Here is a 25,115-nt window from a genome sequence, read left to right on the forward strand (position 1 = left end):
CCAATAGCGCCATGTTGTTGCGCCTCGCACCCCTAGGGAGGTCAAGAATGCCAACCGTCGAGCTAGACGCCATCGATCGCAAGATCCTGGAGATCCTGCAGTGGCAGGCGCGGATCCCCAACGTGAAGTACAACACCGCCCTGCCTTTGCCCCACGACTGAGGCTGCGGTCCGGTTGAGAACCCATCGCCGTTTGCCGCCGTCCAGGCGCGGGGCACGAACGGGGGCGGCGACGATCTAATGAAGCATCCCGCAGCGTGTCGAGGGGAAGGAGGCGGGCGGAGAAGCGGCAACCGAGCCCGCGGGCGCGGTCGGGACAATCGAGGAGGTGACTGCCATGGCGGACGTCTTGAAAGGCAAAGTTGCGCTGGTGACGGGGGTGAGCGGCGGCGGCCAGGTGGGCATCGCCGTGGCCCAGGCCTTGGGGGCGGAAGGGGCATGGCTGGCCATCGCCGCCCGCAGCCGGGACAAGGTAGAGGCGCGGGCGGAGGAGCTCAAGGCAAGCGGCGCGCGGGTCGTGCCCATCGCGGCGGACCTTACCGACGAGGCGCAAGTGAGCCAGACGATCGAGCGGGTCATGGGCGAGTACGGCCGGCTCGACGTGCTGGTGAACCTGGCCGGCGGGCTCACCCGCTACAAGCCGGCGACGGAGCACACGCTGGAGGACTGGCATCACGAGGTGGGCAACAACCTGCTCTCCGCCTTCCTCTGCGCTCGGGCCGCTTTTCCGCGCATGAAAGAGGCGGGTGGCGGCGCCATCATCAACTTCTCCCGGGCGGGAACGCCTCAAGCGAACATGGTGGCCTACAACTGCGCCAAGGCGGGCGTAGACGCCCTCACCCGGACCCTGGCCCTGGAGGGAAGGGACTACGGCATCCGGGTGAACGCTGTCGCGCCCGGGTTGGTGGACACCGCCACCAACATCGAGGCCATGAAGCCCAAGGACCTCAAGAAGTGGACCAAGCGGGAAGACATCGCCCGGGTAGTGGTGTTTCTCGCCTCCGACGCGGCGGCGGGAATCACCGGGCAGACGATTCCGGTTACCGGCTGGGGAATTTGAAAGATCATGGGAGCGCCGCGGCACCGTCCGCGTGGAGCTTCAGCGCGGCGTAAATCGCCCGGTTGAGGGGCGTAGGGACGCCGGCTTCCCGGCCCAGCCGCACCACCGCGCCGGAGAGCCAGGGCACTTCGAGCCGGTTGCCCCGCCGCAGGTCCCCCAGCATGGAGGAAACCATGTCCCGGGGCAGACCGTCGGTGAACCGCATCTGCTGGTCCACCGTGTCGGGGGGCAGGTCGATCCCCTTGACCCGGGCCACCGCCACCACCTCGTTCATCACGTCCCGCAGCAACTCCCGGGTGACCGGGTCTTCCCGGATCGGGCCGATGGGCATGCGGGTGAGGGAGGTCATGCCGGAGAGCCCCACCAGGAACACGAACTTCTCCCAGATGGCCCGCTGGATGTCGCCGGAGAGGTGGGCCTCGATCCCTGCTCGCGTGCAGGCTTCCAGGAAGGCCTTGGCCCGGGGGGAGGCCGTTCCGTCCAGCTCGCCGAAGGTGAGTTTGGCCATGGTGCCGTTGTGGCGGATGACGCCCGGGGCTTCGATCAAGGCCGCGATGTGGGCCACGCCTCCCATAGCGTGGGTACGCCCCAGGCGGCGGATCAGGATGTCCACGGCGTCCACCCCGTTCTGGAAGGAGACCACCCCCGTGTGCGGCCCGAGGAGGGGTTTCGCCGACTCTACCGCCTCGTCGGTGCTCCAGAGCTTGACGGCGATGATGGCGAGATCCACCGGGCCCACGGCCGCCGGGTCGTTTGTCGCCCTGACCGGCTTAAGGTGCAAGTCCCCCAGGGCCGAGCGCACGATGAGCCCCGCCTTCTGCATAGCCTCCAGATGAGCGCTCCGGGCGATGAAGGTCACGTCCTCTCCCGCGGCGGCGAGCCGCGCGCCAAAATATCCACCGACGCCCCCGGCGCCCACGATGGCGATCTTCACGGATCAAGCCTCTTTGATTTCAGGAACCGCCCTTCGAATTCGACCCCTGGCAGGGGCGGGGCGAAGAAATAACCTTGTCCGGCATTACACCCGAGCTCTTGCAGGAGTCGGAACTGGTCTTCAGTTTCGACCCCTTCCGCGACGACGCACAGGTCGAGGTTCTGGCCCAAGGCGATCACGGATTTTACGGCAACGGCGGCGCTGGGGTCGGTCACCACCTCCCGGACGAAGGAGCGGTCGATCTTGAGCGTGTCTAGGGGAAGCTTGCGCAGGTAGGCGAGGCTGGAGTAGCCGGTGCCGAAGTCGTCGATTGCCACGAAAAGCCCAAGCTCTCTCACCGCTTGGAGAGTATGCGCCGCCTGTTCCAGATTGTGCATCAGTGCCGACTCGGTGATTTCGAGCCCCATCTGGACGCAGCGCTGGTCCAAGCCCGATTCCTTGAGCAGCGCCGCGATGCCCTGGGCGAACCCCGGCTGGGCGAGCTGCCGGGTGGAGATGTTCACTGCTAGCCGGAAGGGTTGTCCCAATGCCTCGGCCCATTGCTGCGCCTGGGCGCAGGCGGTGCGCAAGATCCACTCCCCCAGGGGGACGATGAGGCCGGTGGCTTCCGCGATCTGGATGAACTGGTCCGGGCGCACCGGCCCGAGGATGGGGCTCTCCCAGCGGATCAGCGCCTCCGCTCCGACCACCTCGCCGGTCCACAGGTCCACGACGGGCTGGTAGTGCAGGGCCATCTCGCCCCGCTCCCAGGCGTTGGCCAGCCCCGACTCAATGGCCTGGCGCGCTCTCACCCGCTCCCCTATGTCTGCGGAGAAGAACGCGAGGGCGTGCCCCGTTTCGGGGGCGACGGAGCGCATGGCGAGCTCCGCATGATGGACAAGGGTTTCGCCATCCTCGCCGTCTTGAGGGAAGACCGCCACGCCGGCAGCAAGGCTGAAGGTCACCTCCCCTTGGGGGCCCGGCACGGCACCGGGACAGCGGTCGAGGAGGCGCTTCGCCACGGTGGCGGCGTCCTCCGCCCGGGCGAGGTCCGCCAGCAGAAGACCGAACTGGTGCCCCCCGAGCCGGGCGATGGTGTCCCCCTCCCGCAGCCCCGCGGCGAGGGCTTCGCCGACGGTCCGAAGCACCGCGTCTCCCGTGGCCTGGCCGAAGGTGTCGTTGATCTGGATGAGCCGGTCCACGCTTACCGCCGTAATGGCCATGGACCGCCCGCCGTGCCGGGCGCGGGCCAGGGCCTGGGCCGCCCGGTCCCGGAACAGGGCGCGGTTGGGGAGCCCGGTCAAGGGATCATGGAAGGAGAGGTATTGGACCTGGGCCTCCTTCTCCGTCATGGCGAGACCGAAGGCGGCGTCGGCCGCGATTTCCCGCAGAAGCCGCAGGCTCTCACCTTCGAAGTAGCGGGGCGCCGCGGCGTAGAGATTAAGGGTTCCGTAGAGGCGCTCGCCCTTGAGCACGAGCACTGCACACGATTGGCAGCCCAGGAGGCGAGCGAGCTGGAAGAACGGCCCTCCCGGATCGGATGTTTCAAGCTCGGGGCAGATCACATCCTCGCCACGACGGAGGGCGTCCCAGGTCGGGGCATCCGGGTGTGCCGTTTCGGGCTCGAGCCCCGAGCGCAGGGCGGCCGAAAGCTCCGGATCGCCCGCATGGGCCGTGAGGCGGGCGGTCCCGGTCTTCTCCTCGTATTCGACCGCCGCCACCAGCAGGAAGCCGCCGAAGCCCTGGGTGATCCGGCAGATCTCCGTGAGCAGCTCCTCCCGGTCCCGCAGCCGCACGATGGTGCCGTTCACCGCGGACAGGGTGGCGTAGAGGCGGTTCAGGGTCTCGATTTCCTGGACGCGCCTCTCCAGGGCCTCGGCCATGGCGTTGAAGGCCGACCCCAGCTCCTCGATTTCCGCGATGCCCCCCGACACCTGGGCTCGGGCGCCCAGGTCGCCGGCCTGAAGCCTTTGAGTCGCGCGCCGCAGATCGTCGACCTGGCGCAGGAGGAAGACGTTTCCGCCCCAGCCCATGAGGAGGGAGAGCGCCACGATGGCGAGGCCAACGGCGCCGATTCCCGTGGCGAGCTGGGTGGTCGCCTCGGCGTAGGCCACGGACTCGGGGATGCCGACGGCAAGATGCAAAGGGTCTCCGCCCGAGCTCTCGTGAAAGGGAACGATCCCGTAGAGGCGTTGTTTGCCGTCGAGCCCGCGGGCGCTCGCCGTGGCCTCTCCATGGGCCGAGGCGATCGCCTGCCCTACTTCGGTGTCGCCGATGGTCCTGCCGGTCCACTCCTGGCCGTCCGGGAGGTAGGCCAGGACTCGCTGGGCGGGGTCGGTCACGATCACCTGGGAGCCCTCGGGGAGCGCCCGCCGATCGACGTGCTCGCGAATCCAGCGCAGCGACACGGCGGCGTAGAGGACCGAGGTGCCGGCTGGGTCCTGGCCGAGCAGGGGCAGGGCGAACACGATGCTGGGTTCGCCGGTCACCCGGCCCACGATATAGTTGCCGGCCACGAAGTCCCGGGTGCGAAGCGCCCGCTGGAAGTATTCCCGGTCGGACATGTTCAGGGGCAGGGAGAAAGGCACGGCGCTGCAGAACAGGGCCCCGTCCGGCCGGATGACGCCCAGGTTGGTAAAGGTGCTGGTCGTCCGCAGCACCCGGCGCAGGGTCTCGCTGCAGGCGTCGGGGTCATCGCCCCTCAGCTCGGGGGAGAAGGCGAGGCTCAGCAACAGGTTCCGGGTTTGCTCCACCAGACGGCGGTGATGGGACGCCGCGTCCCGCGCCACCTGGAGGGCGGCGCGCTGGGCGTCCTCGATCGCCTCAAGCCTTCTCTCCTCGGCGAGGAACGCCACCAGGGCCAGCGCAGGGAACGACGCCAGCAGCGCCAGCAGCAGGAGCCGCACGCGCAATCGAGAGAAAACCCGTCCTCGCAACTCTCCCCTCCATCGTCGTTCCACTCCTGCACCCGAGAAGGGTGGCGGGAGGCTGGAGGCGGATGGTCGCCATCCGAGCCTTCCGTAAGCGTAGGCCAAGGAGCCAGGAAATTCAATCATCATATGAACATGGAAAAAACTATTAAGAAATCGCTGTAAGCGGACGCCGCCCGGTTCGCTACAATAGGCGAGAAAGTCGATCGCTCCCGTCCTTCCATGCCCCTCCCAGAGCCTCCCGCCGCCCGGCGCATGGGCGCCATTCGGCCATTTCAGGTGATGGAGCTCCTCGCCCGGGCCAGGGCGCTGGAAGCCGAGGGGCGTTCCATCGTCCACATGGAGATCGGGGAACCCGATTTCGACACGCCCGCGCCGGTGGCGGCCGCGGCGCGCCGGGTGCTGGAGGGGGGCTCGGTGCCCTATACCCCGGCGGCGGGGCTCCCGGCTCTGCGGGAGGCGATCGCCGGCTGGTACCGGCGCCGTTACGGGGTGGAAGTGGCGCCGTCCCGCGTCCTGGTGACGCCTGGAGCCTCCGGCGCCCTGCTGCTCGCGGCGGGCGTACTCCTCGACCCCGGGGACCGGGTCCTGATGGCCGACCCGAGCTATCCGTGCAACCGGAACTTCGTGCGCTTCGTCGGCGCCGAAAGCGTAGGCGTGCCTGTGGGGCCCGAGTCCGCCTACCAGCTTTCCCCAGCCCTGATCGATGCCCACTGGAACGGTGCGGTCCGTGCGGTCATGCTCGCCTCCCCCTCCAACCCGACCGGGACGGTGATCGCGCCCGAGACCCTGCAGGCCATCGCGGCCCAGGTGGAGCCCCGCGGTGCCCGGCTCATCGTGGACGAGATCTACCACGGCCTCACCTACGGGCACGAGGCGGGCACGGCCCTCGCGGTCTCCTCTGAAGCGTTCGTGATCAACAGCTTCTCCAAGTACTTCGGCATGACGGGCTGGCGCCTCGGCTGGCTGGTGTGTCCTGAGGGCTACGGGCGGGAGGCGGAAAAGCTCGCCCAGAACCTCTTCATCTCCGCGCCCACCCTGTCCCAGCACGCGGCGCTGGCGGCCTTCACCCCCGAGTGCGCGGAAATCCTGGAAGCGCGCCGGCGCGAGTTCGAGGGGCGGCGGGACTTCCTGGTGCCGGCCCTGCGGTCCCTGGGCTTCGATATCCCCCTCGTGCCCCAGGGCGCGTTCTACGTGTACGCCGGCTGCGGGCGCTTGACCAGCGACAGCTTCCGTTTCTGCTTCGACCTGCTGGAGCGGGCAGGCGTGGCGGTGACGCCGGGCGTCGACTTCGGCGAACACCGCGCCCGGGAACACGTGCGCTTCGCCTACACCAACTCCCTCGAGCGCCTGGAAGAGGGCATCGAGCGTCTGCGCCGGTTTCTGGGCTAAGATCGGATCATGGTTTCCTCGGCAGGTCGCATCGCCTGGGTCCTTCCCGCGCTCCTCTTCGCCGGCTGCTCCAACGTGGGCTATTACGCCCAGTCGGTGAGCGGGCACCTGGAGGTGATGCGCCGCGCCCAGCCGATTCCCCAGGTGCTGGCCGATCCCGCCACCCCCGATCCCGTGAAGCATCGGCTCGAACAAGTGCTGGCGATCCGGGAGTTCGCCAGCCGGGCGCTGGGGTTGCCGGACAACGGGAGCTACCGCCGCTACGCCGCCCTGGACCGGCCCTACGTGGTGTGGAACGTGTTCGCCACCCCGGAATTCTCCACCCGGCTCAAGGAATGGTGCTTTCCGGTGGCGGGCTGCGTGGGCTACCGGGGCTACTATGCCCGGAAGGAGGCGGAGGCTTTCGCCGCGGGGCTCAAGGCCCGGGGCTACGACGTGCTGGTGCGGGGCGTGCCGGCCTATTCCACCCTGGGCTGGTTCGACGATCCGGTGCTCTCCACCATCCTCCGCTATCCCGAAACCGAGATCGCGCGCTTGATCTTCCACGAGCTCGCCCACCAGGTGGTGTACGTTCGGGACGATTCCGTGTTCAACGAGTCCTTCGCCACGGCGGTGGAGCGGGAGGGGGTGCGCCGCTGGCTTGAGGCCCAGGGCACCGAGGCCATGCGCGCCGTCGAGGCCGCGGCCCGGGGGCGCCGAGAGGATTTCGTCCGGCTGGTGCTGGAGTACCGGGATCGGCTGGAGGAGGTCTACGGCGCCGATCTTCCCCGGGAGGAGAAGCGGGCGCGGAAGGGCGAGCTCCTCGGCGCCCTTGCGAAGGATTACCGGCAGCTCAGGGAACGCTGGGGCGGCTTTTCCGGCTATGACTCCTGGTTCGACGGAGAGCTTAACAACGCCTACCTGGCGTCGGTGGCGGCCTATACCCAGCTCATGCCGGCTTTCGAAGCGCTCCTTGCCCGGGAAGGAGGCGATCTTCCGCGCTTCTACGCCGCGGTGAGGGCCCTGGCCCGTCAGGACAAGGCAGCGCGCCTGGCGGCCCTGGAAGCCCTGGCCGCCCGCGCCGGCGGGACCGAGCCCGGGCGGTCGCCGCCCCAAGATGCCAGGATGCAGAGGGCGGAATGGTAAAATCGGCCGCAGCCGCCAATGCCTCCGCCCCCATGTACCAGGAACCCGACATCCCCGCCCTGCGGCGCATCCTCAAGGAGAACCGGGTGATCGCCGTGGTGGGCATCTCCGCCCACTGGTACCGGCCGAGTTATTTCGCGGCGAAATACATGCTGGACCACGGCTACCGGGTGATCCCGGTCAACCCCTCCTACGGGGAGGTGCTGGGACAGAAGTGCTACCCCAGCCTGCTGGACATCCCGGAGAAGGTGGACATCGTGGACTGTTTCCGTAAGAGCGCCGACATTCCTCCCATCGCCGATCAGGCCATCGTCATCGGCGCCAAGGTGCTGTGGATGCAGATCGGCGTCATCCACTTTGAGGCAGCGGAGAAGGCCCTGGCCGCTGGGCTGGAGGTGGTGATGGACCGGTGCGTGAAGATCGAGCACGCGCGCCTGTTCGGGGGCCTCAACTGGGTGGGGGTCAACACCCGGGTCATCTCCGCCAAGCGGCCCCGGTGGCTGCCCTATTGAGCCTGTCCGGCCCTGGCAAGGGCGGCCGCGCTCCGGCGCTCCCGCGCCCTCTGGGGTAAGATAACGGAAATCTTCGATTTTCCCGACGTGAGCGGAATCACCATCGCCCTGTCCAAGGGCCGCATTCTGGAGGAAGCCCTGCCGCTCCTCGCCGCCGTGGGCATCGTTCCCCGGGACGACCCCGCCCGGTCCCGCAAGCTGATCCTCACCACTTCCCGGGAGGACCTGCGGCTGGTGATCGTGCGGGCGGCCGACGTGCCCACCTACGTGGAGCACGGGGCCGCGGACCTGGGGATCGCGGGCCGGGACGTGCTGGTGGAGCACGGGGGAGCGGGCCTCTACCAGCCCCTGGATCTGGGCATCGGCGCTTGCCGCATGATGGTGGCGGTGCCGGCCGGGTTCGACTACGCCGCCGCCGTGTACCGCGGCGCCCGCTTGCGGGTGGCCACCAAGTACGTGACGGCGGCCAGGGAGCACTTCGCGGCCAAGGGCGTGCACGTGGACCTGATCAAGCTCTACGGCTCCATGGAGCTCGCCCCCTTGACCGGGCTCGCCGACGCCATCGTGGACCTGGTGAGCACGGGCAACACCCTCAAGGCCAACCGCCTGGTGGCGGTGGAGGAGGTGATGACGGTGTCCTCCCGCCTGATCGTGAACCAGGCCGCGTTGAAGCTGCGCCGCGCCGAGATCCAGCCCCTGATCCGGGCCCTGTCCAAGGCCTGCGCGGGGCAGGGGCGGGAGCTGGCCCATGGTTAGGCTACGGCGCCTGTCCACGGCCCAGGCCGATTTCGACGCGAGGCTCGCCGAGCTGCTGGCGTTCGAGTCCGCCCAGGATCCCCGGGTGGACGCCGCCGTGGCGGAAATCCTGGCGGAGGTGCGGCGCCGAGGGGACGCGGCGGTGCTGGAATACACCCGCCGCTTCGACGGCCTCGACGCCCGGTCGATGGCCGAGCTGGAGCTGCCGGCGGAGCGGTTGCGGCAGGCCCTCGCGCGGCTCCCCGCCGCCCAGCGGGACGCCCTGGATCAGGCCGCGGTGCGCATCCGAGCCTATCACGAGAAGCAGAAGCAAGCCTCCTGGTCCTACACGGATGAAGAAGGGGTTTTGCTCGGGCAGCAGGTGACGCCTCTGGACCGGGTGGGGCTCTACGTGCCCGGCGGCAAGGCGGCGTACCCCTCCTCGGTGCTCATGAACGCCATTCCCGCCGCCGTGGCGGGGGTGCCCGAGCTGATCATGACGGTGCCGGCGCCCCGGGGAGAGCTGAGCGAGCTGGTGCTGGCGGCGGCGGCCCTCGCCAGGGTGAACCGGGTGTTCACCATTGGCGGCGCCCAGGCGGTGGCGGCCCTCGCCTACGGCACCGGGACGGTTCCCCAGGTGGACAAGATCGTGGGACCCGGCAACGCTTACGTGGCGGCGGCCAAGCGCCGGGTCTTCGGGGTGGTGGGGATCGACATGGTGGCCGGTCCCTCCGAGATCCTGGTGATCTGCGACGGATCCACCGCCCCCGACTGGATTGCCATGGACCTCTTCTCCCAGGCCGAGCACGACGAGCTGGCCCAAGCCATCCTGGTGTCCCCCGATGCCGCCTACCTGGAGGCGGTGGCAGCCAGCATCGAGAGGCTTCTCCCCCGGATGGAGCGCCGGGAGGTGATCCGGGCGGCCCTGGAAGGCCGCGGCGCCCTCGTCGCCGTGCGCGACCTGGAAGAGGCGTGCGCGGTGGCCAACCGCATCGCCCCCGAGCACCTGGAGCTGTCGGTGGAAGATCCCGACCGCTGGCTGCCGAAAATTCGCCACGCCGGTGCCGTCTTCCTCGGCAGGTACACCTCCGAGGCCCTGGGAGACTATTGCGCAGGCCCCAATCACGTGCTTCCCACCTCCCGCACGGCCCGCTTTTCCTCGCCCCTGGGGGTCTACGACTTCCAGAAGCGCACTAGCGTCATCCGCGTCTCCGCCGCGGCCGCCGCCCGCCTAGGCCGTGTTGCCGCCACCCTGGCCCGGGGCGAAGGGCTAGAGGCCCACGCCCGCTCGGCGGAGCTGAGGGTGGAACAACTGTAAAAATTATGCCGCTGAAGCCCGAACAGCTCGTCCGCCCCGAGATCCTGGCCCTCTCGGCCTATCCCGTGCCTCCGAGCCGGGGCATGGTGAAGCTGGATGCCATGGAAAACCCTTATCGCCTGCCCCCCGAGGTGCAGGCGGAGGTGGGGCGACTCGCCGCGGAGACGGCCCTCAACCGCTACCCCGACCCCCAGGCGCCGGCCCTCAAGGAACGGTTGCGGGCGTTCTTCGGGCTGCGGGCGGACACCGGGCTCATGCTGGGCAACGGCTCGGACGAGCTGATCCAGATCGTCGCCCTGGCTCTCGCCCGGCCTGGGGCTGTGCTGCTTTCGGTGGAGCCCACCTTCGTTATGTTTCGCCTGATCGCCACCTGGGCCGGCATGGCCTACGAAGGGGTGCCCCTCAAGCCGGACTTTTCCCTGGACCTGGAGGCAGTCCTCGTCGCCATGGAGCGGCGCCGGCCCGCCCTTATCTTCATCGCCTATCCCAACAATCCCACCGGCAACCTGTTCGACCGCTCGGCCCTCCTTCGCCTGATCGAGGCGGCCCCCGGGCTGGTGGTGATCGACGAGGCTTACCACGCCTTCGCCGAAGAAAGCCTGCTGGACGCCCTGGAGCGCTACGAGCACGTGCTGGTGATGCGCACCCTGTCCAAGCTGGGCTTGGCCGGCCTGCGGCTGGGGGCGCTGATGGGCCCGCCCGCCTGGCTGGAGCAGTTGGAAAAGGTACGGCTGCCTTATAATGTGGGCGTGTTGACCCAGGTGGTGGCCGAGTCCGTTCTGCAGCGATCCGACGTGCTGATCCAGCAGGCCGCCGCCATCCGCGGCGAGCGGGAGCGGCTCGCCCGGGCGCTCGGGCAACGGCCCGGCGTTACCGTGTATCCGAGCCGGGCCAATTTCCTGCTATTCCGGGTCGCCCGGGCGCGCGAAGTGTTCGAGGGCCTGAAACGACAGGGCGTGCTGATCAAGGATCTGAGCGGTTCCCACCGGCTGCTCGCCGATTGCCTGCGGGTGACCGTGGGTACGCCCGAGGAAAACGAGCGTTTCCTTGTGGCCCTGGACGCGAGCCTCCCCGCGGCGGCCGGCATCGGGCGCTCCCCCGGACTTCCCGATCTCGCTCCCATCGCGCCGTCCAAGCCCTGACCCGAATCTGGATGCGCTATCGCCCCCTTCCACGATGCCGGAGAGCGTAGTCGTGCGCCAAGCCACCGTCACCCGCAACACCCAGGAGACCCGGATCACCGTCGCCCTCCACCTGGACGGCAACGGCGCCGCTCGGCTCGCCACGGGCGTGCCGTTCCTCGACCACATGCTGGACCAGGTGGCGCGCCACGGGCTGCTGGATCTGGAGGTGAAGGCGGAAGGGGATCTGCATATCGACGCCCATCACACGGTGGAGGACGTGGGCATCACTCTGGGCCAGGCGCTGGCCCAGGCCCTAGGCGACAAGCGGGGGGTGCGCCGCTACGGCCACGCCTACGTGCCCCTGGACGAGGCGCTCTCCCGGGTGGTCATCGACCTCTCCGGGCGGCCGGGCCTGTGGTTCCATGTGCCCTTCACCCGCGCCCGGGTGGGCGAGTTCGACGTGGACCTGGTGCGCGAGTTCTTCCAGGGCTTCGTCAACCACGCCATGGTGACCCTGCACGTGGACAACCTTTCGGGCAGCAACGCCCACCACCAGGCGGAGACCGTGTTCAAGGCTTTCGGGCGGGCGCTGCGTATGGCGGTGGAGCTGGACCCGCGCCAGGGGGGCGCGCTGCCGTCCACCAAGGGGGCCCTGTGAGCGCGGGACGCATCGCGGTCGTGGACTACGGGATGGGCAACCTGCGCTCGGTGGCCAAGGCCCTGGAGCACGTGGCCCCCGGCGCCCGGGTGGAGGCGACCCGGGATCCCGCGGTGGTGGAGGCCGCCGACCGGGTGGTCTTCCCCGGCCAGGGGGCCATGCCCGATTGCATGCGGGAGCTAGAGGCCACCGGCCTGCGGGAAGCGGTGGTGGCGGCGGCGCGGGAGAAGCCCTTCCTGGGCATCTGCATCGGCTTGCAGATGCTCTTCGAATGGAGCGAAGAGGGGAGCGTGGCGGGGTTGTCGGTGCTGCCGGGCAAAGTGCTGCGTTTCCCGTCCCACGCCATGGTGGACGCCGAGGGGCGCAAGCTCAAGGTGCCCCACATGGGCTGGAACCAGGTCTATCCGGTGATCGAGCACCCTCTATGGCGGGGCATCGCGGCAGACGCCCGGTTCTACTTCGTCCACAGCTATTACCCGGAGCCGGGCGATCCCGCCTTGGTGGCCGCCTACAGCCTTTATCCCTTCGCCTTCACCTGCGCCGTGGCGCGGGGGAACGTCTTCGCGGTGCAGTTTCACCCGGAAAAAAGCCAGGCGGCGGGGCTGCGGCTGCTCGCCAATTTCGTCGCCTGGGACGGAAGCTCCGGGAGCTCCGCCGCGGCCTCCCGGGTCGAGACGGGCGCGGTGCGGGCATAGCGGGCCGATCGGGCGTGACGGGGAGAGGGTAGAACGGTTTCAACGCAGGGGTGGGCATGCTGATCATTCCGGCGATCGACATCAAGGACGGCAAGTGCGTGCGGCTCAAACAGGGGGTAATGGATACGGCGACCGTCTTCTCCGAGCGTCCGGCGGAGATGGCGCGGCATTGGGTGCAACTAGGGGCCCGCCGGCTGCACCTGGTGGACCTGAACGGGGCCGTCGCCGGCCGGCCCAGGAACGCAGCGGTAATCAAGGAAATCGTGGCGGAGGTGGGCGATGAGGTGCCCCTGCAACTCGGCGGCGGCATCCGGGACCTGGAAACCATCGAGCGCTACCTGGACGACGGCATTTCCTGGGTGATCATCGGCACCGCGGCGGTCAAGACGCCGGGATTTGTGCACGACGCCTGCTATGCCTTCCCGGGCCACATCATGGTGGGCCTGGACGCCAAGGACGGGAAGGTGGCGGTGGACGGCTGGTCCAAGATGACCGGCCACGACGCCCTCGACCTCGCCAGGAAGTACGAGGACTACGGGGTCGAGGCCATCATCTACACGGACATCGGTCGCGACGGCATGCTCGCGGGGATCAACATCGACGCCACCGTGTCCCTGGCACGGCGGCTCAAGATCCCGGTGATCGCGAGCGGCGGGGTGACCGGCCTGGAGGACATCCGAGCCCTGTGCCGGGCGGAGGACGACGGAGTGATCGGCGCCATCACCGGGCGGGCCCTCTACGAAGGCCGGCTCGATTTCGTCCAGGCGCAAAAGCTCGCGGACGAGCTGAGCGGCAAAACGTAGATGGGCCTTGCGAAGCGCATCATCCCCTGTCTGGACGTGGACAAGGGCCGGGTGGTCAAGGGGGTCTCCTTCGTCAACCTGCGGGATGCGGGCGATCCGGTGGAAATCGCCCGCCGCTACGACGAGCAGGGGGCGGACGAGCTCGCCTTCCTGGACATCACCGCCAGCGCCGAGGCGCGGGACACCATCGTCGGCATCATCGAACGGGTGGCGGAGCAAGTGTTCATCCCCCTGACCGTGGGGGGCGGCGTGCGCACGGTGCAGAACGTGCGCACCCTGCTCAACGCCGGCGCGGACAAGGTGAGCATCAACACGGCGGCGGTGGAGAATCCGGATTTCGTGGCCGAGGCAAGCGGCCGCTTCGGCGCCCAGTGCATCGTGGTGGCGATCGACGCCAAGCGGGTCGACGGCGCCGAGCGCTGGGAGGTCTACACCCATGGCGGGCGCCGGCCGACCGGGCTCGACGCCGTGGAGTGGGCGCGCCGCATGCAGGCCCTCGGGGCAGGGGAGCTGCTGCTCACCAGCATGGACCGGGACGGCACCCGGAGCGGCTTCGACCTGGCCCTTACCCGGGCGGTCTGCGACGCGGTGGACATCCCGGTGATCGCCAGCGGCGGCGTGGGCCGCCTGGACCATCTGGTGGAAGGGATCGTGCAAGGGCACGCCGACGCGGTGCTGGCGGCGAGCATCTTCCATTACGGCGAATACACGGTGCGCCAGGCCAAGGAACACCTGGCGCGCCACGGCATCGAGGTGCGATGGTGAGGGGCGGGCAGAAGTGAGCTGGCTCGACGAGGTGGCGTGGGACGAACGGGGGCTGGTGCCGGCCATCGCCCAGGATGCCCGCACCGGCCGGGTGCTCATGGTGGCATGGATGAACCGGGAGGCCCTGGACGAGACCGCCCGCACCGGCCACGCCGTGTACTGGTCCCGCTCCCGGGGCCGGCTGTGGCGCAAGGGGGAGGAGTCGGGCCACGTGCAGCGCGTGAGAACGATCCGCCTGGATTGCGACGGCGACGTGGTGCTCCTCATCGTGGAGCAGGTCGGGGGCATCGCCTGCCACACGGGGCGGGAGCGCTGCTTTTTTCGCGAGCTGCAGCAGGGGCGGTGGGTCACCACCGAGCCGGTGCTCAAGGACCCGGGGGAAATCTATCCGGGAGCCGGGGAGAAGGGGGCTGGATCATGATCGACGCGAACGTGCTCAAGCGCCTGGGGGAAGTCATCGCCGCCCGCCGCCAGGCGAGTCCGGATAGCTCCTACGTGGCCCGGTTGTTCAGCCAGGGGGAGGATGCTATTCTTCGAAAAATCAGCGAGGAAGCCACCGAGACGGTGCTCGCCTCCAAGTCGGGGGACAAGCTCCACCTGGTGCGGGAGACCGCCGATCTGTGGTTTCACAGCCTGGTGCTTCTCGCCTATCATGGTCTCGGGCCGGACGACGTCCTGGCGGAGCTGAGGCGGCGCGAGGGCATTTCGGGCATCGACGAGAAGGCGAGCCGGGTCGATCGTTGAAAAACTCTTCTGGTTCTTGAGCGTCTAATCAAAAGCTAAATAATGGACAGTTGCGTGTTCTGCAGGATCGTGCGGGGGGAGCTCCCCAGCCGCAAGGTCTACGAGGACAATGATATCCTGGCATTCCACGACATCAATCCGCTCGCCGCGGTGCATTTCATGATCATCCCCAAGCTGCACGTGGAATCCCTCATGCACGTGACGGATGCCCACCGTGACGTCCTCGGCAAGATCCTGGTGATGGCGCCGCGGCTCGCCCGGGAGCAGGGGTTGAACGACGGCTTTCGCGTGATCATCAACACCGGGCGCATCAGCAGGCAGGAGGTGTTCCACCTGCACGTGCACGTCATCGGGGACAAGGAAGTCCTGCCGCCCATGCTCGTGCGCTCGCGCGCGGCCTAGCACAGGAGTCACTCCATGGGTACCTTCAGCATCTGGCACTGGCTCATCGTTCTGCTGATCATCCTGCTGGTGTTCGGCACCAAGAAGCTGCGCAATATGGGCGCCGACCTGGGCGCCGCGGTCAAGGGCTTCAAGCAAGGGATGAAGGAGGGCGAGGCCGAAAAGGACGAGGGTCAGTCCCAGATTTCCAAGCAGACGATCGAGGGCGAAGTCAAGGAAAAGACCGAAACCAAGGCGTAGAGGCCGTGAAAAACGACTCGTGAACGCTGAAAGGCGGCGGCCGAGGCGCCGGGGATCGGGACGCCCGGCTTTTCATCCGACCTTTCTCCGCCCGCCCATCCTAGGTCTGCCCCGAGCGTTTCACGCACAAAATGTTCGACATCGGTTTCTCAGAGCTTCTCGTCATCGCCCTCGTCACCCTGATCGTCGTCGGTCCCGAGCGGCTGCCGAAAGTGGCGCGCACGCTGGGGCACATGCTCGGCCGCTTGCAGCGCTACGTGAACGACGTGAAGGCCGACATCGCCCGGGAGATGGAGCTGGAGGAGCTGCGCAAGATGCGCGCTTCGGTGGAGGAGTCGGCGCGGGAAATCGAGCGTTCCATCCAAGAGGAGGTGAACCGGGCCGAACGGGAGGTGCAGTCGGTGGCGGAGGCGGTGGAAAAATCGGCGGTCGAGGGCGCCGCCGCGGCCGAGGCCTCTTCCATTCCGTCCCGGGACGGGGAGGCGCGGGAGCGGCCCGCCGCCGACGAGCAAAAGCGCTGAGCCCGCCGCGCCATGGACCAGCAGGAAACCTTCATCTCCCACCTGGTCGAGCTGCGCGACCGGCTGCTCAAAGCCCTGATCGCCTGGCTGCTGGTGTTCGTTGCCCTGTTCCCCTGGGCGCGCGACTTGTACACCCTGCTCGCCAAGCCGCTGCTGGCCAAGCTTCCCCAGGGCGGGCAGATGATCGCCACCGAGGTGGTGACGCCCTTCTTCGTGCCGGTCAAGGTGGCGATGCTGACGGGCTTCCTGGTGGCGCTGCCCTACATCCTGTACCAGCTCTGGGCCTTCGTCGCCCCCGGCCTCTACAGCCACGAGAAGCGGCTGGTCCTGCCCCTGGTGGTGTCCAGCACCGTGCTGTTCGCCGCCGGCATGGCGTTCGCCTATTTCCTGGTGATGCCGGTGGTGTTCGGGTTCATCACCGCCATCGCCCCGGAAGGGGTGGCGGTGATGACCGACATCAGCAAGTACCTGGATTTCGTCATGACCCTGTTCCTCGCCTTCGGCATCACCTTCGAGGTGCCGATCGCGGTGATCGTGCTGGTGCGCTTCGGCGTGGTGAGCATCGACAAGCTCAAGCAGGCGCGCCCCTATGTCATCGTCGGCGCCTTCGTGATCGCCGCCATCGTCACGCCTCCCGACGTGATCTCCCAGATCATGCTGGCCGTGCCCCTGTGCCTGCTCTACGAGGCCGGCATCCTCCTCGCCCGGTTCTTCGCCCGCCCCGCCGCGGAGGGCTACCGCCCCATGTCGGACGAGGAAATGGAGCGGGAGCTGGACCGCATCGAGCGCGGGGAGAATTGACCCGTCCGGGGCGCCCGCTGGCGGGCCGCCCCTCTTTCAGGACGCGCCGGGCCGCGGCCGCTTGCCCACTTGCACCGTCACCTGCAGCTCCTTCTGGTTGCGCAGGAGGGTGAGCTGGGCCTTCTGGCCGGGCTTGAGGGCCGCCACCAGGTTGAGCAGGGCGGAGGCGTTGGCCACGGGCTTGGATTCCACCGCCACCAGGACGTCGCCGGGCTTCACCCCCGCCCGCTCCGCCGGCTCGCCCTTCATCACCTGGGTGACCAGGGCGCCCCGGGTCGAGCCGAGGCGGAAGGATTCGGCCAGCTCCGGGGTGAGATCCTGGATCTGGACGCCGATCCAGCCCCGGGTCACGCCGCCTTCGGCGATGATCTGCTCCATCACCTGCCTGGCCAGGCTGGCGGGAATGGCGAAGCCGATTCCCATGGAGCCGCCGTTTTGGGAATAAATGGCCGTGTTGATCCCGATCAGGTTGCCGTCGGCGTCCACCAGCGCGCCGCCCGAGTTGCCGGGATTGATGGCGGCGTCGGTCTGAATGAAGTTCTCGAACGTATTGATGCCGAGATGGGTGCGGCCGACCGCGGACACGATGCCCATAGTGACCGTCTGTCCCACGCCGAAGGGGTTGCCGATGGCGAGCACCACGTCCCCTACCCGGGAAGCCTCGGGGCGCCCGAAAGTGGCCGGGTGCAGGGGCGCCAGGTCGATCTTGAGGACGGCGAGGTCGGTCTCCGGGTCGGAGCCCACCAGGCGGGCCTTGGCGCTGCGCCCGTCGGCCAGAGCCACCTCGATCTCGTCGGCTTTTTCCACCACGTGGTGATTGGTGAGGACGTAGCCCTCGGGACTGACGATGACCCCCGAGCCGAGGCTGGAACTCTGGCGCGCCTCGTCGTCGAACTCGTCGCCGAAAAAGCGGCGGAACAGGGGATCGTCCAGCAGGGGATGGCGGGGAGCGGTGACCACTTTGGACGTGAAAATGTTCACGACCGACGGCATGGCCTTCGCCGCCGCCGTCCTCAGGGTCCAGGGGCCGGGAGACCCCCCGGCCGGCGCAGGGGCCTCGGCTTCCCGCACGGTGGCGACGGTTTCCGCCGGCTTCGTCCAGGGCAGAAGCTCCGGCCGCAAAGTCGCCACAACGAAAAACACCGCCAGGGCGATGGTCGCGGTTTGAGAGAAAGTCAGCCAGAGTTTGCGCATGGATAGGCGCCCCCTCCGGGCCCGGCGCCGGAGGCTAAGTGCGCCCGGCAAGGCGGGGGGATTCAAGGGCGGGACTCAGGATAGGTGGATCGAAACCCGAAGATGTTGAAACCCGTTAGGCGAACCTGCGGCAAGTCGTACGTTACCGAAATTATTGCCCAAACGGGTGGCAGGGGGAAGGCCAGGAGGCCGGCGTGGGGCGCGCGTTGCCGTCGATGGCGCCTCCGACCGGCAGCGGGCGAGGGCGAAAGCCGGGGGGCGGTTTGCCGCCCCCGCAAAACGGGCCGAGGCCCTTGAATCTCTGCGCCTTTTGCACTCCGGGACTTAAGTTTGCCGTCCACTTTCGGTAGAATGCACAAATTTTTCTGATCAACTCAGTCAGGGAGCGGGCATGAGCGATCAACAGGTGGATGCCGGTCGCAGGAGGCTCCTGATCGCCGCCACCAGCGTGGTGGGAGGCATCGGGACCGTGGCGGCCCTCTGGCCTTTCATCGACAGTATGAACCCGAGCGAGCGGGCTCGGGCCGCGGGCGCCCCGGTGGAGGTGGACATCGACAAGCTGGAGCCGGGGATGCTGATCCAGCAGGAGTGGCGGGGCAAAGTGGTCTGGGTGCTGAACCGCACCCAGGAGATGCTAGCCGCGCTGCCCAAGCTGGCCGAGGAGGGGGCGCTGGCGGACCCGAATTCGGACCGCTCGATCCAGCCAGAGTACTGCAAGAATCCCCACCGGTCGATCAAGCCGGAATATCTGGTAGCGGTCGGGATCTGCACCCACCTGGGTTGCTCGCCCACTTACCGGCCCGACGTGGCCCCCGCCGACCTGGGACGCGACTGGCTCGGCGGCTTCTTCTGTCCCTGCCACGGCTCCAAGTTCGACCTGGCCGGGCGCGTGTACAAGAACGTCCCTGCGCCCACGAACCTGGACATTCCTCCCCACAAGTACCTCACCGACACCCGCATCCTGATAGGCGAAGACACGAAAGGGGCCTGAGCGATGAACGGCATGCTGACGGCGTTGATCCGCTGGTTCGACGAAAGGTTCCCGCTCACCGCGACCTGGAAGCGGCACCTCTCCGAGTATTACGCACCGAAAAACTTCAATTTCTGGTACTACTTCGGCTCGCTGGCGCTGCTGGTGCTGGTGATCCAGATCGTCACCGGCATCTTCCTCACCATGCACTACAAGCCCGACGCCGCCCAGGCGTTCGGTTCGGTCGAGTACATCATGCGCGACGTGAACTGGGGCTGGCTCATCCGCTACCTGCATTCCACCGGCGCCTCGGCCTTTTTCATTGTCGTCTATCTGCACATGTTCCGCGGCCTGATGTACGGCTCCTACCGCAAGCCGCGGGAGCTGGTGTGGCTGATCGGCATGGGCATTTACCTGGCCCTCATGGCGGAGGCGTTCTTCGGCTACCTGCTGCCCTGGGGGCAGATGTCCTACTGGGGAGCCCAGGTGATCGTGAACCTGTTCTCCGCCATTCCGCTGGTTGGACCGGACCTGGCGGTGTGGATCCGCGGCGACTACGCGGTGTCGGACGCGACGTTGAACCGCTTTTTCGCCTTCCACGTGATCGCCTTGCCGCTCGCGCTGGTGGGGCTCGTGTTCGTGCACATCGTGGCGCTGCACGACGAGCATGTTGGATCCAACAATCCCGACGGGATCGAGATCAAAAAGAAAAAGGGACCGGACGGCAAGCCCCTGGACGGCATTCCGTTTCACCCCTATTACACGGTCAAGGACATCGTGGGGGTAGTGGTGTTCCTGATGGCATTCTCGGCGGTGGTCTTCTTTGCCCCGGAGATGGGGGGGTATTTCCTCGAGCACAACAATTTCATCCCTGCCGATCCGCTCAAGACCCCTGAGCACATCGCCCCGGTGTGGTATTTCACCCCTTACTACTCGATCCTGCGGGCGACCACCTCGGACTTCATGTGGGTGGTGGGGGCGTTCACTGTCGTAATCGCCGCCCTCGTCGTCTTCTCCCGGGGAAGCGCGGCGCGCAAGACCGCCGCGGTGGCCATCGCCGCGATTCTGCTCCTTGGCTACGCGACCCTGGATCCCAAGTTCTGGGGCGTGGTCCTGATGGGCGTGTCGGTGCTGATCTTCGCCCTGCTGCCGTGGCTCGACAAGAGTCCGGTCAAGTCGATCCGCTACAAGGGCCCGATCTTCAAGCTGGCGCTGGCGCTGTTCGCGGTGAGCTTCCTGATCCTGGGCTACCTGGGCGTGCTCCCGCCGACACCGGGACGTACTCTCCTCGCCCAGGTATGCGCCGTGATTTATTTCGCTTTCTTCGCGCTCATGCCGTGGTACTCGAGCGTGGACAAGACCAAACCTGAACCGGAAAGGGTGACGGGGTGATGAAGATCAACAACTTTTTCATAAGCGCCTTGTTGGCCTTGCTGCTCGCGCCGGCGGCGGCCTGGAGTGCCGGCGCCGAAGTCAAGCTGGACAAGGCGCCCATCGATCTGGAGGACGGGCTGTCCCTGCAGAGGGGCGCGCGGCTTTTCGTGAACTACTGCCTGAACTGCCACAGTGCCGCTTACATGCGCTACAACCGGCTCACTGACCTGGGCCTGTCCCAAGAGGAGATCGAGAAATACCTGATCTTCACCGGTGCCAAAGTGGGCTCCACCATGACCGTGGCCATGAACGTGGACGATGCCAAACAATGGTTCGGCGCCGCCCCTCCCGACCTCACAGTCATCGCCCGCTCGCGGGGACCGGACTGGCTGTACACCTATCTTCGCACCTTCTACCGGGACGACTCCCGCGCCCTCGGCTGGAATAACCTGGCCTTCCCCCAGGTGGGCATGCCCCACGCGCTGTGGGAGCTGCAGGGCGTGCAGGTGCTCAAGGAGGAAGAGGTGGAGTCCCACGGCGAGAAGCGCGTGGTCAAGCGGCTCGTCCTGGCGGAGCCTGGAAAGCTCTCCAAGACCGAGTACGACGCGGCGGTGGCGGACCTGGTGAATTACCTCGTCTACATGGGGGAGCCCGCCCGGCTCAAGCGGATCCAGATCGGGATCGTGGTGCTGCTGTTCCTCGCGGTGCTGTTCGTCCTGACTTATCTCCTCAAGAAGGAGTTCTGGAAGGACGTGCACTGAGCCGGCCTAGCGTCGCCGCTCATCCGACAATAACGTGGAAACGCTGCCATGATGAGGCTCTATTCAGGCACCACCTGCCCGTTCAGTCACCGTTGCCGGATCGTTCTGTACGAAAAGGGGATGGACTTCGAGATCATCGACGTCGATCTCTACAACAAGCCCGAGGATCTGGCGGTCATGAACCCGTACAACCAGGTGCCGGTGCTGGTGGACCGGGACCTGATCCTGTACGAATCCAACATCATCAACGAATACATCGACGACCGCTTCCCGCACCCCCAGCTCATGCCGGCAGACCCGGTGATGCGGGCGCGGGCGCGGCTGTTCCTGTTCCGCTTCGAGCAGGAGCTGTTCTCCCACGTGCAATCGATCGAAAAGGGCAGCCAGAAGGCGGCGGAAAAGGGCCGCCAGCTTATCCGCGAGAGCCTGATCCAGATCGCCCCGGTATTTACCCGTCAGAAGTACATGCTGGGCGATGAGTACACCATGCTGGACGTGGCGATCGCGCCGCTCTTGTGGCGGCTCGACCATTACGGCATCCAGTTGCCGAAACAGGCGGCGCCGCTCATGAAGTACGCGGAACGGATCTTCTCCCGGCCGGCGTTCATCGACGCCCTTACCCCGTCGGAGAAAGTCATGCGAAAATGAAAATTTGGACGATCCTGCGGCCATGCGCGAGCTCTCCACCAAGCCCTATTTGATTCGCGCCATCTACGAGTGGTGCGTCGACAGCGGCGCCACCCCCTACCTCTCGGTGACGGTCGACGCCAACACCCGCGTTCCCATGGAGTACGTTCGCGACGGGCAGATCGTGCTCAACATCAGCCCCGACGCCACCCGCAACCTCACCATTGGCAACGACCTGATCCAGTTCTCCGCCCGCTTCGGCGGCGTGTCGCGGGAGCTGTCCATCCCCATCGACGCGGTGGCGGCCATCTTCGCCAAAGAGAACGGTCAGGGCCTCATGTTTTCCAGGCCGGAGCAGACCTCGGCGGGTACGGGCGGAGCGGACGCGGGCCCGGACGACAAGTCCCCGCCCTCGGGGGGAAACAGCGGGCGGCCGCGGCTGCAGGTCGTCAAGTAGTCGTAACGGCGGCCGCCTGGGAGCGGTTGGGTAAAGGGTGGCCGGCCAGTACAAGCCCGTGATCTATAATTTCCTCGCGGGCCGACATAGCTCAGGGGTAGAGCAACCGCCTTGTAAGCGGTAGGTCGTGGGTTCAAATCCTACTGTCGGCACCCTGCCAGCGATCCCGTCGAGCCGGCGCGAAATGCATCTTCCCGCCCGCCCCGGGCGCTTCGCCCGTGACGGTCACGGCCCGAGCTGGCCCGAAGACTCTTCTCCGGACGAGCGCCGTGGGGGCGCCAGTTCTTCGAATATTGACCCCGGTCAATAGCGCGAGGCGGGCTCATGCCATAGATTAATAAGCAATTTCGTCCGGCCGTGGTGCCGGCGTCCGTTTCCACCATCCTGGAGCAGGCAAGAGAAAATGAAAATCCACGAGTATCAGGCCAAGGAAATCCTGAGGAAGTACGGGGTCGCGACGCCCCGCGGTTTTCCCTGCTTCAGCGTCGACGAGGCGCTGGAGGCGGCAAAGAAGCTGGGCGGACCCGTCTGGGTGGTCAAGGCCCAGATCCACGCGGGCGGTCGGGGCAAAGGGGGCGGCGTCAAGCTAGCCAAATCCCTTGACGAGGTCCGGGCGCGGGCCTCGGAAATCCTGGGCATGCGGCTGGTCACCCACCAGACCGGTCCCGAGGGGCGCATCGTCAAGCGGCTCTTGATCGAAGAGGGCGCCGACATCCGCAAAGAGCTCTACGTAGGCATGGTGGTGGACCGGGTGACCCAGCGGGTCTGCCTGATGGCCAGCTCCGAAGGGGGCATGGACATCGAGGAGGTGGCGGCCAAGACCCCGGAAAAAATCCACAAGGTGTTCATCGATCCCGAAACCGGGCTGAAAGCCGAAGAGGCGGACGAGGTGGCGCGCAAGATCGGCATCCCGGAAGGCTCCATCTCCAAGGCCCGGGCCGTGCTGCAGGGCCTGTACCGGGCCTTCTGGGAGTGCGACGCCTCCCTGGCCGAGATCAATCCGCTGATTCTCACTGAGGACGGAAGCGTGCTGGCGCTGGACGCCAAGATGAACTTCGACGACAACGCGCTCTTCCGTCACCCGGAAATCGTGGAGATGCGGGACCTGGACGAGGAAGATCCCCTGGAGATCGAGGCGTCCAAGTACGACCTGTCCTACATTTCCCTGGACGGCAACATCGGCTGCCTGGTCAACGGCGCGGGCCTCGCCATGGCCACCATGGACACCATCAAGCTCTTCGGCGGCGAGCCGGCCAACTTCCTGGACGTGGGCGGCGGCGCTACTACCGAAAAAGTGACCGAGGCCTTCAAGATCATGCTGAAGAATCCCAAGATCAAGGCGATCTTGGTCAATATCTTCGGCGGCATCATGCGCTGCGACGTGATCGCCGAAGGGGTAGTGGCAGCGGCCAAGCAGGTCCATCTGAGTGTGCCGTTGGTGGTGCGCATGAAGGGCACCAACGAGGATATCGGCAAGCGGATCCTGGCCGAATCGGGCCTGCCCATCATTTCCGCCGACAACATGGCCGAAGCCGCCCAGAAAGTCGTCGCGGCTGCTGGCCGCGCCTGAGACTTGGGGGAGGCTAACGTGAGCGTAGCGAGCGTTAAGCGAGACGGAGTCGAGCGGCCGACACCAAAAGAGGGAAAGCGGCTGCTGGCCGCGCTTGAGACTTGGGGGAGGCTAACGTGAGCGTAGCGAGCGTTAAGCGAGACGGAGTCGAGCGGCCGACACCAAAAGAGGGAAAGCGGCCGCTGGCCGCGCTTGAGACTTGGGGGAGGCTAACGTGAGCGTAGCGAGCGTTAAGCGAGACGGAGTCGAGCGGCCGACACCAAAAGAGGGAAAGCGGCCGCTGGCCGCGCTTGAGAATGGGGAAATAGCGAAATGAGCATCCTGATCGACAAGAATACCCGGGTCATCACCCAGGGCATCACCGGCAAAACCGGCCAGTTCCACACCAAGATGTGCCGGGAGTACGCCAACGGCCGGAACTGCTTCGTCGCCGGGGTGAACCCGAAGCGGGCGGGCGAGAATTTCGAGGGTATCCCCATTTTCGCCACGGTCAAGGAGGCCAAAGCCGAGACCGGGGCGACCGCTTCGGTCATCTACGTGCCCCCGGCGGGCGCGGCGGAGGCGATCTGGGAGGCGGTGGAGGCCGACCTGGATCTGGCGATCTGCATCACCGAAGGCATCCCGGTGCGCGACATGATCGTGGTGCGGGACCGCATGCGCAAGCAGAACCGCAAGACCCTGCTGGTGGGCCCCAACTGCCCGGGAGTCATCACGCCGGACGAGATCAAGATCGGCATCATGCCCGGCCACATCCACAGGAAGGGCCCGGTGGGGGTGGTGTCCCGCTCCGGGACGCTTACCTACGAGGCGGTCGCCCAGCTCATGGAGCTCGGGCTAGGCCAGTCCACCTGCGTCGGCATCGGGGGCGACCCGGTCAACGGCTTGAAGCACGTGGACGTGCTCAAGATGTTCAATGAGGACCCCGCCACCGAGGCGGTGATCATGGTGGGCGAGATCGGCGGCTCGGACGAGGAGACCGCCGCCTTGTGGGTGAAAGAAAACATGAAGAAGCCGGTGGTGGGCTTCATCGCCGGGGTAACTGCGCCGCCCGGCAAGCGCATGGGACACGCGGGCGCCATCATCTCCGGCGGCAAGGGCACCGCCGCCGAAAAGATCGCGGTGATGGAGGAGTGCGGCATCAAGGTGACGCGCAACCCCGCCGAGATGGGCAAGCTGGCCAGGTCGGTGCTCAAGTGAGCGAGCTGGGCGAGGGTCACGGGCGAAGCCCGTGGGCCGAGACCAAAAGCTCCCTAATGGAGGAGAACGTTGCCGAGGGGCTGGTCGAGGGGTGGTGGGGCTGAGCGAGCTGGGCGAGGGTCACGGGCGAAGCCCGTGGGCCGAGACCAAAAGCTCCCTAATGGAGGAGAACGTTGCCGAGGGGCTGGTCGAGGGGTGGTGGGGCTGAGCGAGCTGGGCGAGGGTCAC

At 67.1% G+C, this 25,115-nt stretch carries 28 protein-coding genes and 1 tRNA gene; 26 read left to right on the top strand and 3 right to left on the bottom strand.

Annotation, left to right across the window (positions count from 1 at the left end):
• The first annotated feature begins 47 nt into the window (after positions 1-47).
• Positions 48-161: an AsnC family transcriptional regulator gene (locus ACUVYZ_RS08910; protein WP_439934257.1), complete on the top strand. Its 114-nt coding sequence runs from the start codon at positions 48-50 to the stop codon at positions 159-161.
• Between the two features lie 175 nt (positions 162-336).
• Positions 337-1,059, top strand: a complete 723-nt coding sequence (locus ACUVYZ_RS08915) for an SDR family NAD(P)-dependent oxidoreductase (protein ID WP_439934258.1) — start codon at positions 337-339, stop codon at positions 1,057-1,059.
• Between the two features lie 4 nt (positions 1,060-1,063).
• Here ACUVYZ_RS08915 and ACUVYZ_RS08920 read toward each other — a convergent pair whose 3' ends face one another.
• Together ACUVYZ_RS08920 and ACUVYZ_RS08925 are read right to left on the bottom strand one after the other, a co-directional pair.
• Positions 1,064-1,993, bottom strand: coding sequence for a 2-dehydropantoate 2-reductase (locus ACUVYZ_RS08920; RefSeq protein ID WP_439934259.1), 930 nt, complete (start codon positions 1,991-1,993; stop codon positions 1,064-1,066).
• Entirely contained in the window at positions 1,990-4,878 is a 2,889-nt protein-coding gene (locus ACUVYZ_RS08925) for a bifunctional diguanylate cyclase/phosphodiesterase (protein WP_439934296.1), read from the bottom strand. The genes ACUVYZ_RS08920 and ACUVYZ_RS08925 overlap by 4 nt, the downstream gene beginning before the upstream one ends.
• A gap of 246 nt (positions 4,879-5,124) precedes the next feature.
• Between ACUVYZ_RS08925 and ACUVYZ_RS08930 the strand changes: the two genes are divergently transcribed.
• The 16 genes from ACUVYZ_RS08930 (at position 5,125) to tatC (ending at position 16,737) form a co-directional block, all read left to right on the top strand.
• On the top strand, positions 5,125-6,294 hold the full coding sequence (locus tag ACUVYZ_RS08930) for a pyridoxal phosphate-dependent aminotransferase (protein WP_439934260.1): 1,170 nt from the start codon (positions 5,125-5,127) through the stop codon (positions 6,292-6,294).
• A 9-nt stretch (positions 6,295-6,303) separates the two neighbouring features.
• Positions 6,304-7,419 carry an aminopeptidase gene (locus ACUVYZ_RS08935; RefSeq protein WP_439934261.1) on the top strand — a complete coding sequence of 372 codons (1,116 nt, stop codon included), beginning with the start codon at positions 6,304-6,306 and terminating at the stop codon, positions 7,417-7,419.
• Positions 7,413-7,931 carry a CoA-binding protein gene (locus ACUVYZ_RS08940; protein WP_439934262.1) on the top strand — a complete coding sequence of 173 codons (519 nt, stop codon included), beginning with the start codon at positions 7,413-7,415 and terminating at the stop codon, positions 7,929-7,931. The genes ACUVYZ_RS08935 and ACUVYZ_RS08940 overlap by 7 nt, the downstream gene beginning before the upstream one ends.
• An 87-nt stretch (positions 7,932-8,018) precedes the next feature.
• Positions 8,019-8,687, top strand: a complete 669-nt coding sequence (gene hisG, locus ACUVYZ_RS08945) for an ATP phosphoribosyltransferase (protein ID WP_439934263.1) — start codon at positions 8,019-8,021, stop codon at positions 8,685-8,687.
• Positions 8,680-9,984, top strand: coding sequence for a histidinol dehydrogenase (gene hisD, locus ACUVYZ_RS08950; protein ID WP_439934264.1), 1,305 nt, complete (start codon positions 8,680-8,682; stop codon positions 9,982-9,984). The genes hisG and hisD overlap by 8 nt, the downstream gene beginning before the upstream one ends.
• 5 nt (positions 9,985-9,989) lie before the next feature.
• A complete protein-coding gene (gene hisC / locus ACUVYZ_RS08955) occupies positions 9,990-11,126 on the top strand; it encodes a histidinol-phosphate transaminase (RefSeq protein ID WP_439934265.1) in 1,137 nt (378 codons plus the stop codon).
• 52 nt (positions 11,127-11,178) lie between these two features.
• Positions 11,179-11,766: an imidazoleglycerol-phosphate dehydratase HisB gene (gene hisB, locus ACUVYZ_RS08960; protein WP_439934266.1), complete on the top strand. Its 588-nt coding sequence runs from the start codon at positions 11,179-11,181 to the stop codon at positions 11,764-11,766.
• Entirely contained in the window at positions 11,763-12,461 is a 699-nt protein-coding gene (gene hisH / locus ACUVYZ_RS08965; RefSeq protein ID WP_439934267.1) for an imidazole glycerol phosphate synthase subunit HisH, read from the top strand. Before hisB ends, hisH begins: the two co-directional genes overlap by 4 nt.
• Positions 12,462-12,517: 56 nt before the next feature.
• Positions 12,518-13,264, top strand: coding sequence for a 1-(5-phosphoribosyl)-5-[(5-phosphoribosylamino)methylideneamino]imidazole-4-carboxamide isomerase (hisA, locus tag ACUVYZ_RS08970; protein ID WP_439934268.1), 747 nt, complete (start codon positions 12,518-12,520; stop codon positions 13,262-13,264).
• The gene (gene hisF, locus ACUVYZ_RS08975; protein ID WP_439934269.1) at positions 13,265-14,029 is read left to right on the top strand and encodes an imidazole glycerol phosphate synthase subunit HisF; all 765 of its coding nucleotides are present in this window, start codon (positions 13,265-13,267) and stop codon (positions 14,027-14,029) included. It begins immediately after the preceding gene.
• 13 nt (positions 14,030-14,042) lie between these two features.
• Positions 14,043-14,450 (top strand): phosphoribosyl-AMP cyclohydrolase, encoded by a 408-nt coding sequence (gene hisI / locus ACUVYZ_RS08980; protein WP_439934270.1) that lies wholly within the window; start codon positions 14,043-14,045, stop codon positions 14,448-14,450.
• Positions 14,447-14,773, top strand: coding sequence for a phosphoribosyl-ATP diphosphatase (locus tag ACUVYZ_RS08985; protein WP_439934271.1), 327 nt, complete (start codon positions 14,447-14,449; stop codon positions 14,771-14,773). Before hisI ends, ACUVYZ_RS08985 begins: the two co-directional genes overlap by 4 nt.
• 42 nt (positions 14,774-14,815) lie before the next feature.
• A complete protein-coding gene (locus ACUVYZ_RS08990; RefSeq protein WP_439934272.1) occupies positions 14,816-15,175 on the top strand; it encodes a histidine triad nucleotide-binding protein in 360 nt (119 codons plus the stop codon).
• Positions 15,176-15,190: 15 nt separating this feature from the next.
• Positions 15,191-15,415, top strand: coding sequence for a Sec-independent protein translocase subunit TatA (gene tatA / locus ACUVYZ_RS08995; protein ID WP_439934273.1), 225 nt, complete (start codon positions 15,191-15,193; stop codon positions 15,413-15,415).
• 131 nt (positions 15,416-15,546) lie between these two features.
• Entirely contained in the window at positions 15,547-15,936 is a 390-nt protein-coding gene (gene tatB / locus ACUVYZ_RS09000) for a Sec-independent protein translocase protein TatB (protein WP_439934274.1), read from the top strand.
• A 12-nt stretch (positions 15,937-15,948) separates the two neighbouring features.
• Positions 15,949-16,737, top strand: coding sequence for a twin-arginine translocase subunit TatC (gene tatC, locus ACUVYZ_RS09005; RefSeq protein ID WP_439934275.1), 789 nt, complete (start codon positions 15,949-15,951; stop codon positions 16,735-16,737).
• 36 nt (positions 16,738-16,773) lie between these two features.
• Here tatC and ACUVYZ_RS09010 read toward each other — a convergent pair whose 3' ends face one another.
• A complete protein-coding gene (locus ACUVYZ_RS09010) occupies positions 16,774-17,931 on the bottom strand; it encodes a Do family serine endopeptidase (RefSeq protein ID WP_439934276.1) in 1,158 nt (385 codons plus the stop codon).
• Positions 17,932-18,322: 391 nt separating this feature from the next.
• Between ACUVYZ_RS09010 and petA the strand changes: the two genes are divergently transcribed.
• The 8 genes from petA (at position 18,323) to sucD (ending at position 24,887) form a co-directional block, all read left to right on the top strand.
• On the top strand, positions 18,323-18,922 hold the full coding sequence (gene petA / locus ACUVYZ_RS09015; protein WP_439934277.1) for a ubiquinol-cytochrome c reductase iron-sulfur subunit: 600 nt from the start codon (positions 18,323-18,325) through the stop codon (positions 18,920-18,922).
• 3 nt (positions 18,923-18,925) lie between these two features.
• A complete protein-coding gene (locus ACUVYZ_RS09020) occupies positions 18,926-20,293 on the top strand; it encodes a cytochrome b (protein WP_439934278.1) in 1,368 nt (455 codons plus the stop codon).
• Positions 20,290-21,036 carry a cytochrome c1 gene (locus ACUVYZ_RS09025; RefSeq protein WP_439934279.1) on the top strand — a complete coding sequence of 249 codons (747 nt, stop codon included), beginning with the start codon at positions 20,290-20,292 and terminating at the stop codon, positions 21,034-21,036. The genes ACUVYZ_RS09020 and ACUVYZ_RS09025 overlap by 4 nt, the downstream gene beginning before the upstream one ends.
• A 48-nt stretch (positions 21,037-21,084) precedes the next feature.
• Positions 21,085-21,684: a glutathione S-transferase N-terminal domain-containing protein gene (locus ACUVYZ_RS09030; RefSeq protein WP_439934280.1), complete on the top strand. Its 600-nt coding sequence runs from the start codon at positions 21,085-21,087 to the stop codon at positions 21,682-21,684.
• Between the two features lie 22 nt (positions 21,685-21,706).
• Positions 21,707-22,120, top strand: coding sequence for a ClpXP protease specificity-enhancing factor (locus tag ACUVYZ_RS09035; RefSeq protein ID WP_439934281.1), 414 nt, complete (start codon positions 21,707-21,709; stop codon positions 22,118-22,120).
• Between the two features lie 80 nt (positions 22,121-22,200).
• Positions 22,201-22,272, top strand: a tRNA-Thr gene (locus ACUVYZ_RS09040).
• A gap of 251 nt (positions 22,273-22,523) precedes the next feature.
• Positions 22,524-23,690 (top strand): ADP-forming succinate--CoA ligase subunit beta, encoded by a 1,167-nt coding sequence (gene sucC, locus ACUVYZ_RS09045; RefSeq protein ID WP_439934282.1) that lies wholly within the window; start codon positions 22,524-22,526, stop codon positions 23,688-23,690.
• 312 nt (positions 23,691-24,002) lie between these two features.
• Positions 24,003-24,887, top strand: a complete 885-nt coding sequence (sucD, locus tag ACUVYZ_RS09050) for a succinate--CoA ligase subunit alpha (RefSeq protein WP_439934283.1) — start codon at positions 24,003-24,005, stop codon at positions 24,885-24,887.
• Positions 24,888-25,115: the final 228 nt, after the last annotated feature.

The sequence above is a fragment of the Pelomicrobium sp. P1 genome (assembly GCF_052805615.1).